This is a genomic window from Paenibacillus agaridevorans, assembly GCF_003112455.1.
Lineage (GTDB): Bacteria > Bacillota > Bacilli > Paenibacillales > Paenibacillaceae > Pristimantibacillus > Pristimantibacillus agaridevorans.
The window spans coordinates 90,130-106,575 of record NZ_BDQX01000390.1 but is presented as its reverse complement, the minus strand read 5'-3'; the positions used below and the strand labels follow the sequence as shown (position 1 = coordinate 106,575).

The window sequence follows — 16,446 nt, the reverse complement described above, 5'->3', positions numbered from 1 at the left end:
TGCGGACGCTGGGCAATCTGGAGCGGCCGTTCCTGCTGTTCCAGAACGGCAAGCCGACTCATTTGTTCGCTGCCGTCTCGAACGGCAGCGACGGTTTTATGGACGCTTCCGACACATGGAACATGGTGATACCTTTAAAGCAGTGATACGCGGAGGGGGGAAGTTTGAGATGAACAACTACGCAGCGTCAAGCGAGCGTTACGAGACGATGAAGTATAACCGATGCGGCAGAAGCGGGCTGAAGCTGCCGGCGATAACGCTTGGGCTGTGGCATAATTTTGGCGGCGCGGATGCGGTGGAGAATGGCAGAATTATGCTGCGCCGCGCCTTCGACCTGGGCATTACGCACTTTGATCTGGCGAACAATTACGGGCCGCCGCCGGGCTCAGCCGAGGAGACGTTCGGGCAATTGTGGCGTCAGGATTTTGCCGCTTACCGGGACGAAATGATCGTGGCTACCAAAGCCGGCTATCGGATGTGGCCGGGGCCTTACGGCGAGCGAGGGTCGCGCAAGAGCATGCTGGCAAGCCTCGACCAGAGTCTGGAGCGGCTTCATATGGATTATGTCGATATTTTTTATTCGCACAGATACGACTCGGAGACGCCGCTGGAGGAAACGATGCTGGCGCTGGACCAGGCAGTGCGCCAGGGGAAAGCGCTGTATGTCGGCATCTCCAACTATGGACCCGTGCAAGCGCGGGAAGCCATCGCTATTTTGCGCGAGCTGGGGACGCCTTGCCTGATCCATCAATGCCACTATTCCATGTACGAGCGGACGCTGGAGGAGGGCTTGCAGGATGTGCTGGAGGAGGCCGGCGTTGGCACGATCGCTTACAGTCCCCTGGCTCGCGGGCTGCTGACGGATCGTTACCTGGACGGCATTCCGGCGGACTCGCGGGCGGCGGGCGCCAGCGTGTTCCTGGGCCGCGAGGATATTACCGAAGCGAAGCTCGCGAAGTCGCGCAAGCTGCAGGAACTTGCCCTGCAGCGAGGACAAAGTCTGGCGCAGATGGCGGTGGCCTGGGTGTTGCGGCGGGGACGCGTCGCCTCCGCGCTGATCGGCGCGAGCAAAGCGGAGCAGATTGACGATATTGCGAAGTTTCTGAGCCAGGCCTCGTTTACGGACGAGGAGCTCGGGGCAATCGATCATATTTTGGGCGGCGGCACAGGATAGAGGCGGCACAGGAAAGCGGCGACGCAGGTTAGCGGCGGCAAGCCGGCAATGAAAGGAGAAGGCGGCGAATGATCAGGCTATCGTTGAATGATTTGCGGACAGAGGAAACCGGACATTTTCTTAATGGCCTGCTGCCCGGGCATTATCTTTATTCGGGAGGGCTCGCGTTCGCCGCTCCAGGGGAACGGAGTCATACGAGCGACGGTCCAGGCGGCAAGGATATCCATGTCCATGCCGACAGGGAGGCGTTTGTCATTTTGCAGGGGCGCGGCGTGATGGAAGTTGATGGGGAGAGATATGAGGTCCGGACGGGAGATATCGTTATCATTGAGCCTGGCGAAGATCACCACCTCTGCTCGAGCGAGACGGAGCCTATTGTGACGTTGTGGTGCCATGCCGGTTCCGAATGCCACCCAAGCCAGCACGCGACGGCGAAGCGGAAGGACATTCGATAAGCATCGGTTTGACCGTACAAGGCTCGAAACGGAACACGGCTTGAAACCACCGCCATTGCAGCCCCCGTGTTCCCTTGCAAGAGGGAGGCGGGGCTGCATGCGTGCGGGCGGATAGGGCGGCATAACGCTTTGCGCAAAGGAGGATGGACAAATATGAAGGCTATTTTGGCAGGGCTAGGGGAAGCGGGATTGGGCTGGTATAAGCGATTGCGCGGCAGGGGACTTCTGCTGGCCGTCGTCGAAAAGGACCCTGCGCGACAGGCGAAGCTTGGAGACGATCCCGTCCCTTTTTATACGTCGCTGGAGGAGGCGCTTAAGAGCGAACGGCCAGATTTTGTTGTTAATGTTACTCCGCCCGCCGCGCATACGGCGGTCAACAACGCGGCCTTCGACCAGGGGCTGCCGGTCCTTTGCGAGAAGCCGATTTCGTTCGATTATGCGGAATCGATGGAAATCGTGGCAAGGGCGGAACGCGAGAGGATTCCTTTTATGATTGCGGAGAATTATCGTCATTTCCCCTACATCCGCAAGCTGAAGGCGTTGCTGGAAGAAGGCGCGATCGGGGAAATTTCGACGGTCGATATTGCATTTCGGCGATATCACCGGGTTAAGCGCGATTACGCGGTATCGGTGCTTGACGATATTGGCGTCCACCATCTGGATCTGCTGCGATATTTGACGGGACGCGAAGGCATCGCTGTTCAGGCTGGCATGTTCAATCCATCCGGCGGATGGCATGAGGAAGGCGCCGTGCTACAGACGATGGCGATTATTGAGCTGGAGGGGGGCATACCGGTCCATTATTCCGCGACAATCGTGTCCCGAGGGCCGATGACCCCGTGGTGCGGAGTTTGGCGTATAGAAGGAACGAAGGGAGTGTTATTGCTCGACAATGGCATCATTTCCGTATATTTGGACGATGAGGTCAGGATGATCACGGATTTTGACGATATGCCGCAGAGCGACGCCTTGGGCGAATTTCTTGCCTCTCTCGCAGAAGGCAGAGAAGCGGAGACAAACGCCGGCGACTACTTGCGGACGCAGGCGCTTGTCTATTTTACGAATATGGCTGCCAAAAGCGGAACGAGGACAGCAATAGAGCTTCCGGCAAAGGAGGGGTTGCGCCATGTCTAACGAGAATGACGCGTACGAATACCAAACCTCTGACGCCGCGACGAGTTGGAAGGAGGTCGCGCCTGGCGTATGGCGGCTCCGCATCGGCAGCCCGGAGGGGCTTTCGCCGCTGGCGTTAATTGGAGCCGAGCCGGATATAGCGGCGCTCGGCCTTATGGAGGCGGCCCCGCCGCCGTTTCGGTGGAGCGATATTACAGTGGAGGAATGCGGCAATAACGCCAAGCTGCTGGTTCTGCCGCTTGATGGACAAGAGCGGTTGTATGGCACAGGCTTGCAGTTTATACGTTCCAATCAACGGGGCAGGACTCGCTATCTGCGCGTTAACAGCGACCCCAAACAAGATACGGGCGAAACGCATGCTCCCGTCCCTTTTTATGTTAGCGATAAGGGGTACGGCGTGCTGGTGGATACGTCCCGTATTGTGACGATGCATCTCGGTTCGACGCTGCTGACATCGGATACAGATACGGAGTGGATACGGGATCGCAATCTTGACCCGGAGTGGAGGGCGACGATGCCGTCTCCGCGCGTGGAAATCAAGCTGCCGTCTGATGGCGCATTCCTCTATGTATTCGGCGGGCCGAAATTACGCGACGCAGTGGCCCGCTACAATTTGTATTGCGGCGGCGGAGCGCTGCCGCCCAAGTGGGGGCTCGGCTTCTGGCATCGCGTGCCGACGCTCCATACCGACGAGGAGGCGTTGCGGGAAGCGCTGGAATACCGGGAGCGGGATGTTCCTTGCGATGTGATCGGGCTGGAGCCGGGCTGGCATAGCCGCAGTTATCCCGTTACAGGCGAATGGGACGGCGGGCGTTTTCCCGATCCGCCATCATTCGTGCGGCGGATGGGAGAAGCGGGCTTCCGCATCAATCTGTGGGAGCATCCCTACTTGTCGCCGGACAGCGGCATGTACTCGAAGCTTCGTCCAATGTCCGGCTCTCATACGGTATGGGGCGGCATTGCTCCCGACTATGCGCTGACCGAAGCAAGTGCGGTGTATAAGGAACATCATCTGCGGGAACATGTCTCGTTTGGCGTAGCCGGCTACAAGCTGGACGAGTGCGACGGCAGCGAGCTTACTAACAACGCTTGGATGTTCCCGGACCACGCGCGCTTCCCGTCCGGGCTTGACGGCGAGAGCATGCGCCAGCTCTACGGCCTGATGTTCCAGAAAATGACCTATGACCTTTACCGCGCCGAAAATCGAAGGACTTACGGGCTTGTCCGGGCGTCCGGCGCCGGCGCTTCATCGCTGCCTTATGCGCTTTATTCGGACCTGTATGATCACAAGCAGTTCATCAGGGCGCTCTGCAACGCCTCTTATTGCGGGCTGCTCTGGACGCCCGAAGTGCGGAAAGCGCGCAATGCCGAGGATTGGGCGAGGCGAATGCAGACCGTATGTTTCTCGCCGCTTGCGATGCTTAACGCATGGGGAGATGGCACGAAGCCGTGGAGCTTCCCCGAAGTTGAAGGCGTCGTGCGCCATTATATCCGGCTTCGGATGCGGTTGCTTCCCTATCTTTACACCGCATTCGCGGAATATCGGGAGAAGGGAATTCCGCCGATCCGCGCGATGAGCTTCGAAATACCTCCCGAGCAACTCGCCGCCGCGAGCGGAGAAGGTGCCGGAGCGCTGGACACGACTGCAGGAGCATATGGCAAACGCAGGGCGAAGGAATGGGATGATCAATATATGTATGGCAACGATATGGTTGTTGCTCCGCTTGTCGAGGGAGAGTCGGAGCGGGAAGTGCTGCTGCCGGAGGGCGTATGGTACGGATTGGAGTCCGGCATACGTTATATCGGCGGAGGAATTATTCGCGTCGCGTCCGGTGTGGAGCATATTCCGGTGTTTGTCAGGGAAGGTGCGATCATTCCGATGATGCCGCCGTTGTCGCATGTGCCGGCGAACGGCGCGAAGACGGAGCTGCATTTGGTCCATTTTGGCGATGCGCCGGGAATGTGCATGCTTTACGATGACGATGGCGAAACATTTGATTATGAGAGAGGCGGAGGAAGCTGGCATCGCGTCTCTGTTGTTCCCGACGGAGCCGGGGTACTGTGCGGCCGGCTCGAAGGCGCAGGGGAGCTTCCTCCCTCTTATTGCCGCATAATCTGGCATCTGCGCCAAACCTCGCTTGAAAAATGAGCATTAGTTTCATATTGATGTTGTAATCAGGGGCTGTCCATTTTGGACAGCCTCTTGCTCTATTTCATGCTAATATTTGCCTGCCGTGCCCGTACAAAATGCCTTTCAAATTGCGAAAGATAATGAAAATAATACGAATTGTAATTTACATATCATCAAGAATGAAATGATATTCACATAACAAAATGGTAATAAAATATGAACGATTGTTTGAAATAGAACTTATTTTGTAAATGAGGTGATTGTATCTTTCATGTGAGGAATTTTTTTATAACATAAAATCAGTAGAATTTAAATTTCATTGAGCAGGAGATGACAAACGTTGAAATTATTAAATAGAATGCTAACGGCCTTGCTAGTTATCATGTTATTGGTTTCCATTTTGCCTGAAAATCTTACAGTTGATGCACAGGAAGATAGCCAGAATCAACTATTGGCACAATGGTCGTTTGACAAGGATACAACGAGACAGCCGGATCAGGCTGTGGAAGCAAACAGCCAGGCGACTATCGAAACGAATGCCGACGCTGTTGGAGTGAGCACCCCGGCAGGCCATGAGAGCCCAAACTTCGGCGCAAAAGGATTCAGTGCGTCAACCGTAGGTCAAAAAGGATTTACGACAACCATCTCTACGCTGGGATACGAAAATATCAGATTATCGTCAAAACAGCGTTCATCCAATACAGGTCCTCAGTATTTTACATTGCAATATCGCGTAGATGAGGAAAACTGGAAAGATGTTGGGGATCAATATGAAGTTAAAAACAACTGGACGGCCGGAGTACGGAGTGAGGTAATCCTTCCGTCTGCCGCCGCCGACGTTGCGAATCTGGATATTAGATGGGTCGTGTCACAAGACGGACAGGCGGCGAATCCTTCCAATACGTTGTCGTCAGGCGGCCTGACCTATATTGATGATATTGTCATTATTGGAGATGTAAAAGGAACATCAGGCGGCGAACCTGGAAACGAAGGCGGCACCTCCTTAAAGGTTACCTTTACCGCGAATTCTAAAGGCGGAAATTATTGGTGGAGCATCAATAAGGACAGCTATGTATTCAAACCCGGTGATTACGTCGAATACGATGTGTTTTTGTTCAATAGCGTCTCCGGTCTGGGCGGAGTGGAAATATATACAACCGGTAGCCCGGTGACATCGGACTTTAAGTTCAGAGAACAATTTAAAGCTGGCGAGTGGGTGGATCAGGACGGTTATCTGGGTATTCCCAGCACGGATATCTCCAGCAAAGCTTACGGAAAGTGGTATCATAGAAAGCTGAAAATACCGGAATCGGCTGTTGGAACGACACTTAGAGATTTCACGGTTGGAATCGATAAATCTTCCCACAATGATGGGGAGACGTTTACGGCTTATTACGACAATATCGCCATTACAAATAATGATGTTGTTGTGAAAGAGATTTATACCGACGGCGATCCGAAAGCAAATCAAAGAGTGAGTCCTGCCTCAAATACGAGTTATGATGTTGAAATTGTTCCGATGACGGAGCTGGAAGGAACGCCCGAACCGCTGCCGCCTGGAAGCGGCGAGCAAGACGGCGATATTGAGAGCCACGCCGGCATGTATAGCATCCTTCTAAACGTCAACCATGAAACGATGAAAGCCAATAGTAGTTTCAATACGACTGCCTATACCATTAAAAATAAGCCGGTTCTTGTAAATGGAACCCCTTATATCCCTCTCATCGACGTGATGGATAAAATTGGCGCAAGCGTTGCGTGGGACGGAAAGACGCAAACAGCAACAATCAGACAAGCCAAAAATGTGGCGACCTTGAAGCTTGGAAGCAGCACTTTTAATTTAAATGGTGCTGTAAAGGCGCTTGACGATGCGAACGGCAGACTTGAAAGCATTGCGGGTAACAATTCGTCGCTCATGGTGCCGGCCGGTTTCATAAAAAATTTTGGAGCGACCGTATCCTACTTCCCTGCAAGCGGCAATATCAAAATTGTATCTCCAATAATAAGCGTAAGCTACGGCAGTCCTAATCCGACTCAACCTGTTACGCCTATCCAGATAGATCCGAACGATATTGCTCATAGATTTGTATTCTCAAGCGATTCCCAGGGTACCGATAATGGGCTTTTAAACGGCACCGATGATGGAACGGGTCCAAGGCTTGAAGCTGTATTGGCTCAAATAAAAACTTTGGATATACAACCGGAGTTCATTATCGGAGGCGGCGATCTGGTATCCGGATCGATGAGCCGCAATGTGGAAGAACAAAATACTCAGCTGGACAATTTCAGAGCGCGTTTTACAAAATATTTTCCAATAGATATGTTCCTGACCATCCCAGGCAACCATGAAATCAAGGGAAGCAGCGATCTCGAAGCAGGCTTTGCCGCCAAGTTCCCTGAATTTACGTCAAGAGAAGATATTGTGTTCCTTGACGGATATAACAATAGCGTCTGGTATTATGATATCGGAGACACACGTATATTCGGATTGAATACAAGTCATCCGCGGGAAGAACATGCGGTCATCAATAAGCAATATGATTTTGTGAAAGACCATATAAACGGCGCTAAAAAAAGTACAATATTTATTTTCCATGAGCCGGCGTTTTCGATATGGAAAAGCGGGAATGCGCAAGAGAGAAACAGGGCGGCCAGGAATGAGTTATGGGAACTGATCGAAACTGCGCCCAATCCGATCGTTTTCGTCGGCCATGAACATTTGTATGCAAGAAGATTGATTAATCATCAATTCAACGAGACGATCAATGGCAAGGCATACAATTTCGATAAACAGATCTATCAAATTCATGTTGGCGGATTCGGGGCGGGTACCAATGGAACATCGAACGAATATAAAGGTGTTGTCACGTACCCGGAAGCAATGGGCGTCAGTCATTTTGCAATCGTCGATCTTTTGAAAGACGGAAAAATCCATGTACAGTCCGTCTCTTATGAAGGCGTACTTCTGGATAGTTTCATTCAATCGGAGGATGATGTCAATACGACCTATTCCAGTACGATGACTCTGGACAGGAATGCTGTAACGTTACAGTCATCCGAGGAAGTCACGCTTGCGGCTACCCTTGCAAGCAATACAAGCGACAAGGCCAAAACGGTACAATGGTCATCCAGCGATGAATCGATTGCAACGGTTGACACGAATGGCAAAGTTACCGCAGTCGGCCATGGAGAAGCATATATCGTCGCCACCGCACAGGGCGGTATGTTTGCCGCCAGCAAAGTTACAGTATGGCAAGCCGGGGTTCAGGATCCGGACTATGTACCGCGACAGCTTACCATGCATATAGGCTCAGATGCATCGACCGGCGTAAATTTTGCCTGGACAACCAATAAGCAAACCAACGCTGTTCTCAAAGTGAACAAAACCGGTGAAAGTCAACCGACCGAATTTAATGGGACTGGCGCGCTGGGCGCGGGCGGAAGGTATTTTCACAAAGTAGAAGTAACAGGACTGACTCCAGGCACATCATATTCGTATACGGCAGGAGAAGGCGCTAACACGCTTACAGGAACATTTACAACAGCGCCTGAAGCCGGGAACGGAGACAGCTTTAAATTCAACTTTATTACCGATCCGCAAATCAGCAACGCGGTAAACTCAGTTGCGGCAGGAGCCGTATTCGATGAGTTGAAAAAAATATCGGATTCTTCATTCACTTATATTGGAGGAGACTTGACCGATACGGCTGCCAATGAGACACAATGGGAATTGTTTTTTAATAACGGCGGCGCATACCCGACTGCAGGAACGGATTTCCTGAAAAATAATCTGATCTCTGTCGTACAAGGCAATCACGATAATGCAGCATTTAATGGGCATATAAACGTACCGGATCAATCCGGGGGAGCCTATGCCTTTGATTACGGTCCCGCCAAATTCGTGATGCTTAACACCCAGAACATTACTGCAGAGCAAAAAGCGGCTCAAGAAACATTATTAAGATCAGAGGCGGCAAAAGCAAAAGAGAATGGACAGTGGATTTTTGTTGGCATGCACAAGGCTATATATACAGGGGCCAGCCACATTACAGATGCCGACATCATTGATTTAAGAAAGTATTGGTCACCCATATTCGCAGAGCTGGATATTGATATCGTGATGCAGGGGCATGATCATGTGTTTTCGAGAGGATTCGTAACCGCGGACGGCGCCAATGCAAATCCGGAAATGCTTGATCAGACAATGGCCCAGCAGCCGGATCATGCACCGTTTTATATTCAGGCTCTTACAGCCGGCGGCTTAAAATGGTACGGTACTAAAAATTATACGATTTCGACCGGCGACCCCCTGACGCCCGATTATAAGTTCTTGGATGTTAACTCTGCCAAGCCAGCAGGCGATCCGTTAAATGTGTTTGGGCCGCAGAGCGATGTCGCCAAAGAAACCGCATATGTGACCGTTGCAGTGACGCCAGATTCCGTAACCTTTAATACTTATTTGTTCAAGTATGACCAGACGAGTCAACAAATTACAAAAATGCCGTACCTGTATGATACTTACACGATTAAGAGAACAGTGACGCTGGATCAGGAAGCGCCAGCCGGCCTGTCAGGCGCAGCCCCGACTTCGTCCGAGAACAACGACGGTAAAATTACAGGCACTTCGGCCGAAATGGAGTACAGGCGTGCAGCCGGAACAAATTGGACAGCGGCAACCGGAAACGAAATTACCGGCCTGACTCCCGGAACTTATCAAATAAGATATGCTGCCAAAGAAGGTTACAACGCAGGTGCCGAAGCCACCGTAATTGTTCCGGCATATTCGGTTTTTACTCTCGCTATCGGTGAACAACAAGCGGGAGGAGCCGGCTACACAAGAGATATTCATATCGGCGGTGGACAGGAATGGTCCGGAAAATATCTTATTATTCAATTCACCGAAGGAACAGGAGTAAACGCGAAAGTTTCGGTAGTCATGGTAGCCGCGACAAGCGCGAAAACGACCGTATCCTATCAAAAATCAGAAACAAAGGTTGATGCGTGGCTTGTAAGCGGCATGCCGGATCTTGTCGGTGAAGACATGAACGTTCAGGTCTACGCATACGGCAGTACAAACTAAGCCGGGCCAAGGAGAACATAGATGAACAAACTAATCATAGCTGTCATGCTTGCCGTTTTCGCAGGGGCACTGCAATTCAATGGTTTGGCAGCGGCAGCCAATCAACCAGGCGTAGAAGCGACTTATAATAATGGTGTCGTAAATGTAATCGGCACCGACTTCTCCGTACATGTCAATTACACCGTTAGAGTAGTTGACCAGTCCGACTCAAGCATCAAGGCTATGAGTCAAGCGATAGCAGACGGAAGCGGATATCTATCCGCTTCCGTCACAACGGGCATCTTGGAAAAACCAGAAGATTACGTCGTGTTTATAAACCGGCCGGATGGCAAGCTTGCGGGATCCGGTTCGATAAATGAAAAAGTTGCTTCAATGCCGCCAGCGCCGGCGCCTTCCGCTGAAATTTCGATTGTAACGGATGGTGATATGACCGTTGTGTCGGCAGCGTTAACGGCAAAAAAGGATTTGGCTTCAGGCACTGCTGCCGTTCGGATTGGGGCGGATACGGTTGCTTCTCTCGTTAGCCGGGCTCAAGAGGCCGAAGCTTCCGGTCAAAAAGCGGTGCTTGAATTCAAAGTAGAATCAGCAAAAGATGTTGTATCAATCGATGTGGAAATTCCGAGAAGTTTCTTTAAGCAGGTAGCGGATAATACACATGCATCGTTGAAGGTAGATGCCGGAATCGGAACCATACTGTTCGACAACAAAGCAATGGGTTCCATTAACAGCTCGGCGGGGGCAGAGACAATTACAATTAGTATCGGCAGAGTGGAGAATGCGGCATTTAACGAAGAGATTCGGAGCAAGATCGGAGACAGGCCGGTGTATGACTTCTCTATCCGGTCAGGCGATATGCAAATTTCTGAATTTAACGGCGGCAAGGCGGAAATCACCCTTCCGTATATTCCGGGTAAAGGCGAGAAGGAGAACTCGATTGTAGTCTACTACCTGGACAACGGGGGACAACCTGTACCCGTACGTGGGAAATACGATCCATTGTCGGCGACGGTCAGATTTACGGTCAACCATTTCTCTAAATATGCTGTAGGTTATAATGAAGTGAATTTCACCGATGTTTCGGCAAATGCGTGGTACGAGGAAGCTATCGGTTTTATGTCGGCCAGAGGCATATTGAACGGTGTGGGAGGCGGCAGGTTTAAGCCGGAAAATAATGTGACGCGCGCCGATTTCCTTATCATGGTGATGAATACCTACGGTATAGTTCCTGATAAAAGCGCGACCGATAATTTCTCTGATTCAGGGAATACGTACTACACCAACTATCTCGGAACGGCGAAACGTCTCGGATTGGTATCAGGCATGGGCGACAATCGGTACGCGCCAGAATTGTCAATCAGCCGTGAGGATATGTTTGTAATCTTGTACAATGTGCTGCAACAGATGGATGAACTTCCCGCAGGTACAAACGGGAAAACTATTGGGAGTTTCATGGATGCCGACGACATATCCGACTACGCCAAAGATGTCCTCGAATTGTTTGTAGCTAACGGTATTGTTGAAGGATACGGAAAACGTTTAAATCCGAAGGCAACAGCAGCAAGAGCAGAGGCTGCGCAGATCCTGTTTAATCTGATGTCAAAGTAAGTAGAATCATTTATAGAATCAGTGTTGCATTCGAAAAGCATTTACCGCTTGACCGCAAAATCGGGGCGTCATAACATGTATATAGTTGTGGAGATCCGAATTAGCGGCAGGAGGGTAAGCGATGATGGAGAAAGATATGCAGGCGCGCAGCTTTATCGGTAATGCGGATCAAAGTTGGGCGGATGAAGGCTTTCACGTTCATCCTTCTCTGGAGATCACTATCCTGTTGGAAGGTAGCGGAGCGGTGGAATGGCTGCAGGGCAGAAGCGATCTGGAGACTGGCCATACCATCATCGTGCCGCCCGATCTCCCGCATCGCTTCGAAGGAATGGGCCGCAATCGCTTTGGCCTGATCCAACTGGAGCATTGCCCGCCTGCGGTCGTCGAGCTGTTAAATCGATTTCGCATCAACGGAGAGCCGCGAATCTTCCGGTTGTCCCGTCTGGACAAAGAGCGCTTTGAGGCGCTGTTCCGCGAATGGCTGCGCTTGTTCTCCACACCGCTCCAGGAGACGGCCCGCGCATATCGCGCCTGGATCGAAGTGCTGCTCTTGTTTCTGCTTGAGCATTCGCAAACCGGGCAACAGCCGATCTCGATTGCCAAAGCCGCCGATTTTATCCGCGAGAATCTGGACAAGGGACTGCAGATTTCGGATCTGGCGCAGCTGGCGGGAATGGCCGAGAGCGGATTCCGGCGTTTGTTCGAGCAGGTCTACCATATGAGCCCGAAGCGTTATCAGCAGCAATGCCGTATGGCCGAAGCCAAATGGCTGCTAAATTCCTCGGACAAGGAGCTTAATGAGATCGCCCGTCAGATCGGCTTCGAGCGGCTGCATTCTTTTTCGCAATGGTTTCGTAAGCTTGAGGGCATGTCCCCGTCTCAATGGCGCAAAACCCAGCAGATCAATTTCGGTTGAAATCCCTTCAAAGCAGGCATCCTTCCCTAATTTCGGGAGGGGATGCCTGTTTTTTTGTGTAAATAATTGAGCGTTTTCGATAACTACAGCCTGATTCATATATTCTATGCTGATCCATAGAGACGGTTAGCAGTTGCCCGTCGAAGGATGATAACCAGGAGGAGAGTTTACACATGACAGTTAGAATCGGTTTTATCGGTGCAGGAGGTATCGCCGAGCACCATATGAACACACTTCAACGCATCCATACGGCCAAGATTACCGCAATCTTTGATGTCAATCCGAATAGAGCGGCAGAGATCGCAGACAAGTATGAGGCGGCGTCGTACGCAAGCGTGGAGCAACTGCTCGATTCTGGCCAGGTAGATGCCGTATTTGTCTGCTCGCCGCCTTTTGCACGCGACGGGGCGGAAGTATTGGCCGCGCAAAAAGGAATCGCCGTGCTGGCCGAAAAACCGGTAGCGCTAAACATGGAGCAGGCGAAGGAATGGGAGGCGCAGATCCTTGGCTCAGGTGTCGTTCATTCCTCTGGTTATTGCCTGCGTTATCTGGATATTGTGCAGAAGGCCAAAGCTTATTTGCAGGATAAAAAAATTTCCCTCGTGCAAGCCTATCGGATCGGCGGAAAGCCGCCGATGGCATGGTGGACGCGCATGGAGATGTCCGGCGGCCAGCTTGTCGAGCAGTCGACGCATCAACTCGATTTGGTTCGCTATTTGGCGGGAGAAATTACTTCTGTTCACGCTTTCCATGCGCAAACTCATATTAAGCAGACCGATCCTGAGGCAACCGCTTATGATGTGGGGGCGGTCTCGTTCGTCCTGGCGTCCGGAGGGGTGGGCAATATTACAAGCACCTGCTTGTCCAATCATTTCAATCGAGGCGAGGTAGAGTTTTTTGGACTGGATTTCTACCTGTCGGTTAACGGCAATACTTTAAAAATTATCGACGCCGAGCAGAACATCACGGAGGTTTCGCGCGATGACTTCTATTATTTGCAGAATAAGGCATTCGTCGAGGCGGTTGCAGCCAAGCGTCAAGATCTGGTGCTGGGCGATTATGCCGAGGCGGTAGAGACGCTGCGCGTCACGCTCGCTGCTAACGAATCGGCGGAATCGGGAAAAGCGGTCGCTCTGTAAGGGGCGGTATTCGAAAAGGACAAATGCAGATATAAAAAAGGAGCGATGACTGCGTATGTTGAAGGGCGTCAATCAATGGTGTTTTCCGAACCAGACACCGCTGGAGGAAGTATTTGCCGTCAGCCGGAAGGCGGGCTTTGACACGGTAGAGCTTAATTTATATGAGCCAGGCAATGTCGGTTTGACGACAGACACGACTCCGGAAGAAGCAAAGGCAATCAGGCGTCATGCGGAAGCGCACGGCATCAAGCTGCGCAGCCTATCCACCGGATTGTTATGGGGCTGTCCGTTGTCGTCGGCGGATGCCGAGGTGCGGGCACAGGGTCGCGAAGTCATCTCCAAACAGCTGGAGCTGGCCGAGGCGCTGGAGATTGATACGGTGCTGGTCGTACCCGGCAAGGTAGATCCGGAAACGAGTTATGACGCTTGTTACGAACGAAGTCAGGCTGAGCTGAATCTGTTGTCCAAGGCAGCCGAGGCACGCGGCGTGCGGATAGGCGTGGAAAATGTCTGGAATAATTTCCTGCTGTCTCCGCTGGAGATGGCCCGTTATGTGGATGAGCTGCAATCGTCACATATTGGCGTTTATTTCGATGTGGGCAACGTATTAAAATATGGCTATCCCGAGCAGTGGATTCGTATTCTCGGTCAGCGCATTTTCCGTGTGCATGTCAAGGACTTCAGACCTGCCGTCGGCACGTTTGGCGGTTTCGTGCCGCTTCTGGCCGGCGATGTCAATTGGTCGGCTGTGCGCACCGCGCTGCAGGAGATTAGCTACAGCGAGTCGCTGACCGCAGAGATCAGTCCCTATGCCGGCAACGCTCTGCAGGCCGTGTATGATACTGCGCGGCAGATCGCTTGCATCATTGACGGGGAAGCCCGATAGGTATCGTAATATAGCCCCGAAATTGGATAAAGATCATGACAGAATACCGTATAAATTAAATAGATTCGGTAATCGAACGGAGATCGTTCCTCTATTAAAATGGAGAGGAAGTTGATCAAAGGGGAGATTAGACGAATGAGCCAGCATATTCATGTAACCGTATGGAACGAATACCGTCATGAGAAAAAAAATGAGAAGGTAGCTTCTGTTTATCCAGAGGGCATGCATACTGCAATTGCCCAGGGCTTGGACGTGGCAGGCGAGATTACAATCGCTACATTGGACGACGAGGAACATGGTTTGACTCACGAAGTGCTGGAACGGACGGATGTGCTTATCTGGTGGGCGCATACGGCGCACGGCGAGGTGCAGGACGAAATTGTCAATAGAGTGTATGACCGCGTACTCAAGGGAATGGGACTGATTGTTTTGCATTCGGGTCATTTCTCCAAAATATTCAAAAAGCTTATGGGTACCTCCTGCGATTTAAAATGGAGGGAAGCGGACGAGAAGGAACGGATCTGGGTTGTTAAGCCTGGCCACCCGATCGTGGAGGGCATCGGCGAATACATTGAACTTCCGCAGGAAGAGATGTATGGCGAACACTTCGATATACCGGAGCCGGACGAGCTTGTTTTGGTGAGTTGGTTCGAAGGCGGAGAAGTGTTCCGCAGCGGTTGTTGTTATACGCGCGGGGCGGGCAAGGTGTTCTACTTCCGGCCGGGGCACGAGACGTATCCGACTTACTACAACCCGCAAGTGCGCAAGGTGATCTCCAATGCCGTAAAGTGGGCGGCGCCCGTGCAGCGTGATTATCCGGTCTATGGCAATGCCAAGCCGCTAGAGATCATTAAGGGGCAATAATGACGGTGCTAAAAGTAGGCGTAGTCGGCACCGGCGGAATTTATAAGTGGGCGCATCTTCCGGGATGGTTGTCGCATAAGGAAGTTGAAATTGTCGCCTTCTGCGACTCGCTGCGCGCTTCGGCAGAAGCGGCGGCAAAGGACTTTCCCGATGCGAAGGTCTACGATGATTACCGGGAGCTCCTGGCCGATCCTTCCATTGATGTCGTCGGAATCAGCACACCTAACCTGTATCATTCGGAGATTGCCATCGCGGCGTTACAGAAAGGCAAACATGTATTTTGCGAGAAACCGGATGCGGTAAATCCGGTCGAAGCGCAAAAGATGGCGGATGCCGCCAAAGCTTCGGGCAAGCTGTTGATGACGATGCGCAACAACCGATTTAGCGAGGAAGCGCAGTTCGCGAAGAGAATCATCGAGCAAGGCGAGCTCGGAGAGCTGTACACGGGGCGTTGCGGCTGGATTCGACGCCGAGGTATCCCGGGGCGCGGCGGCTGGTTCACAACAAAGGAGCTGTCCGGTGGAGGTCCATTGATCGACCTTGGCGTGCATATGATTGATCTCGCGATGTGGCTGAGCGGCAATCCGAAACCTGTCGCGGTATCGGGTGCGACGTACCGCAAGTTTGCGGATCAGCCGGACGCGTCGGGTCGGATCCCGGAAGGTACATTCGACGTAGAGGATTTGGCCACTGGCTTCATCCGCTCCGATAACGGAGCAACGCTTCAGATCGAATTCAGTTGGGCGTCAAACATTGCGGAAGAACAGAAGTTTCTCGAGTGGAGAGGCACCAAGGGCGGTCTCAATCTCACGAATGACAAGCTGACTCTCTTTACGGAATCCGCAGGCGCGCTTATCGATCAGAAGCCGACATTTCCGGGTTCGGCAATTCCTCAACATACGGCGAACATTCGTCACTTCGTTGAATGCGTGCTCGGCCGCGAAACGCCGATTTTTGTACCGGAGCAAGGCGTCGATATGATCAAGATTCTATCGGCGATCTACGAGTCCGCCGAACACGGGCGGGAGATCCGGCTGTAGAGCCGGAGTTGGATACGCAAGA

11 protein-coding genes are annotated in these 16,446 nt (G+C 52.0%); all 11 read left to right on the top strand.

Translation table 11 applies throughout. The features are described 5' to 3' along the window. Positions 1-169 precede the first annotated feature (169 nt). The 11 genes from PAT3040_RS30060 (at position 170) to PAT3040_RS30010 (ending at position 16,424) form a co-directional block, all read left to right on the top strand. Positions 170-1,174 carry an aldo/keto reductase gene (locus PAT3040_RS30060; protein WP_108995585.1) on the top strand — a complete coding sequence of 335 codons (1,005 nt, stop codon included), beginning with the start codon at positions 170-172 and terminating at the stop codon, positions 1,172-1,174. Positions 1,175-1,242: 68 nt separating this feature from the next. Further along, positions 1,243-1,629 carry a cupin domain-containing protein gene (locus PAT3040_RS30055; protein WP_108995584.1) on the top strand — a complete coding sequence of 129 codons (387 nt, stop codon included), beginning with the start codon at positions 1,243-1,245 and terminating at the stop codon, positions 1,627-1,629. A gap of 153 nt (positions 1,630-1,782) precedes the next feature. Further along, the gene (locus PAT3040_RS30050; RefSeq protein WP_108995583.1) at positions 1,783-2,763 is read left to right on the top strand and encodes a Gfo/Idh/MocA family protein; all 981 of its coding nucleotides are present in this window, start codon (positions 1,783-1,785) and stop codon (positions 2,761-2,763) included. Beyond that, positions 2,756-4,912, top strand: a complete 2,157-nt coding sequence (locus tag PAT3040_RS30045; protein ID WP_108995582.1) for a TIM-barrel domain-containing protein — start codon at positions 2,756-2,758, stop codon at positions 4,910-4,912. Before PAT3040_RS30050 ends, PAT3040_RS30045 begins: the two co-directional genes overlap by 8 nt. A gap of 322 nt (positions 4,913-5,234) precedes the next feature. Then, a complete protein-coding gene (locus tag PAT3040_RS30040; RefSeq protein WP_108995581.1) occupies positions 5,235-9,974 on the top strand; it encodes a metallophosphoesterase in 4,740 nt (1,579 codons plus the stop codon). Between the two features lie 21 nt (positions 9,975-9,995). Beyond that, on the top strand, positions 9,996-11,579 hold the full coding sequence (locus tag PAT3040_RS30035; protein ID WP_108995580.1) for an S-layer homology domain-containing protein: 1,584 nt from the start codon (positions 9,996-9,998) through the stop codon (positions 11,577-11,579). Between the two features lie 121 nt (positions 11,580-11,700). Continuing rightward, positions 11,701-12,495: a helix-turn-helix domain-containing protein gene (locus PAT3040_RS30030; RefSeq protein ID WP_108995579.1), complete on the top strand. Its 795-nt coding sequence runs from the start codon at positions 11,701-11,703 to the stop codon at positions 12,493-12,495. A gap of 173 nt (positions 12,496-12,668) precedes the next feature. Then, positions 12,669-13,634, top strand: a complete 966-nt coding sequence (locus tag PAT3040_RS30025; RefSeq protein ID WP_108995578.1) for a Gfo/Idh/MocA family protein — start codon at positions 12,669-12,671, stop codon at positions 13,632-13,634. A 55-nt stretch (positions 13,635-13,689) separates the two neighbouring features. Continuing rightward, positions 13,690-14,520, top strand: a complete 831-nt coding sequence (locus PAT3040_RS30020) for a sugar phosphate isomerase/epimerase family protein (protein ID WP_108995577.1) — start codon at positions 13,690-13,692, stop codon at positions 14,518-14,520. A 135-nt stretch (positions 14,521-14,655) separates the two neighbouring features. Further along, positions 14,656-15,384 (top strand): ThuA domain-containing protein, encoded by a 729-nt coding sequence (locus PAT3040_RS30015; RefSeq protein ID WP_108995576.1) that lies wholly within the window; start codon positions 14,656-14,658, stop codon positions 15,382-15,384. Continuing rightward, positions 15,384-16,424: a Gfo/Idh/MocA family protein gene (locus PAT3040_RS30010; protein ID WP_108995575.1), complete on the top strand. Its 1,041-nt coding sequence runs from the start codon at positions 15,384-15,386 to the stop codon at positions 16,422-16,424. The genes PAT3040_RS30015 and PAT3040_RS30010 overlap by 1 nt, the downstream gene beginning before the upstream one ends. The last annotated feature ends 22 nt before the right edge of the window (positions 16,425-16,446 follow it).

Bases quoted from the DNA above. Each gene is read 5' to 3' on its own strand.
- PAT3040_RS30035 (WP_108995580.1), top strand. From the start codon at position 9,996: ATGAACAAACTAATCATAGCTGTCATGCTTGCCGTTTTCGCAGGGGCA.
- PAT3040_RS30010 (WP_108995575.1), top strand. From the start codon at position 15,384: ATGACGGTGCTAAAAGTAGGCGTAGTCGGCACCGGCGGAATTTATAAG.
- PAT3040_RS30060 (WP_108995585.1), top strand. From the start codon at position 170: ATGAACAACTACGCAGCGTCAAGCGAGCGTTACGAGACGATGAAGTAT.
- PAT3040_RS30015 (WP_108995576.1), top strand. From the start codon at position 14,656: ATGAGCCAGCATATTCATGTAACCGTATGGAACGAATACCGTCATGAG.
- PAT3040_RS30025 (WP_108995578.1), top strand. From the start codon at position 12,669: ATGACAGTTAGAATCGGTTTTATCGGTGCAGGAGGTATCGCCGAGCAC.
- PAT3040_RS30045 (WP_108995582.1), top strand. From the start codon at position 2,756: ATGTCTAACGAGAATGACGCGTACGAATACCAAACCTCTGACGCCGCG.
- PAT3040_RS30020 (WP_108995577.1), top strand. From the start codon at position 13,690: ATGTTGAAGGGCGTCAATCAATGGTGTTTTCCGAACCAGACACCGCTG.
- PAT3040_RS30055 (WP_108995584.1), top strand. From the start codon at position 1,243: ATGATCAGGCTATCGTTGAATGATTTGCGGACAGAGGAAACCGGACAT.
- PAT3040_RS30030 (WP_108995579.1), top strand. From the start codon at position 11,701: ATGATGGAGAAAGATATGCAGGCGCGCAGCTTTATCGGTAATGCGGAT.
- PAT3040_RS30050 (WP_108995583.1), top strand. From the start codon at position 1,783: ATGAAGGCTATTTTGGCAGGGCTAGGGGAAGCGGGATTGGGCTGGTAT.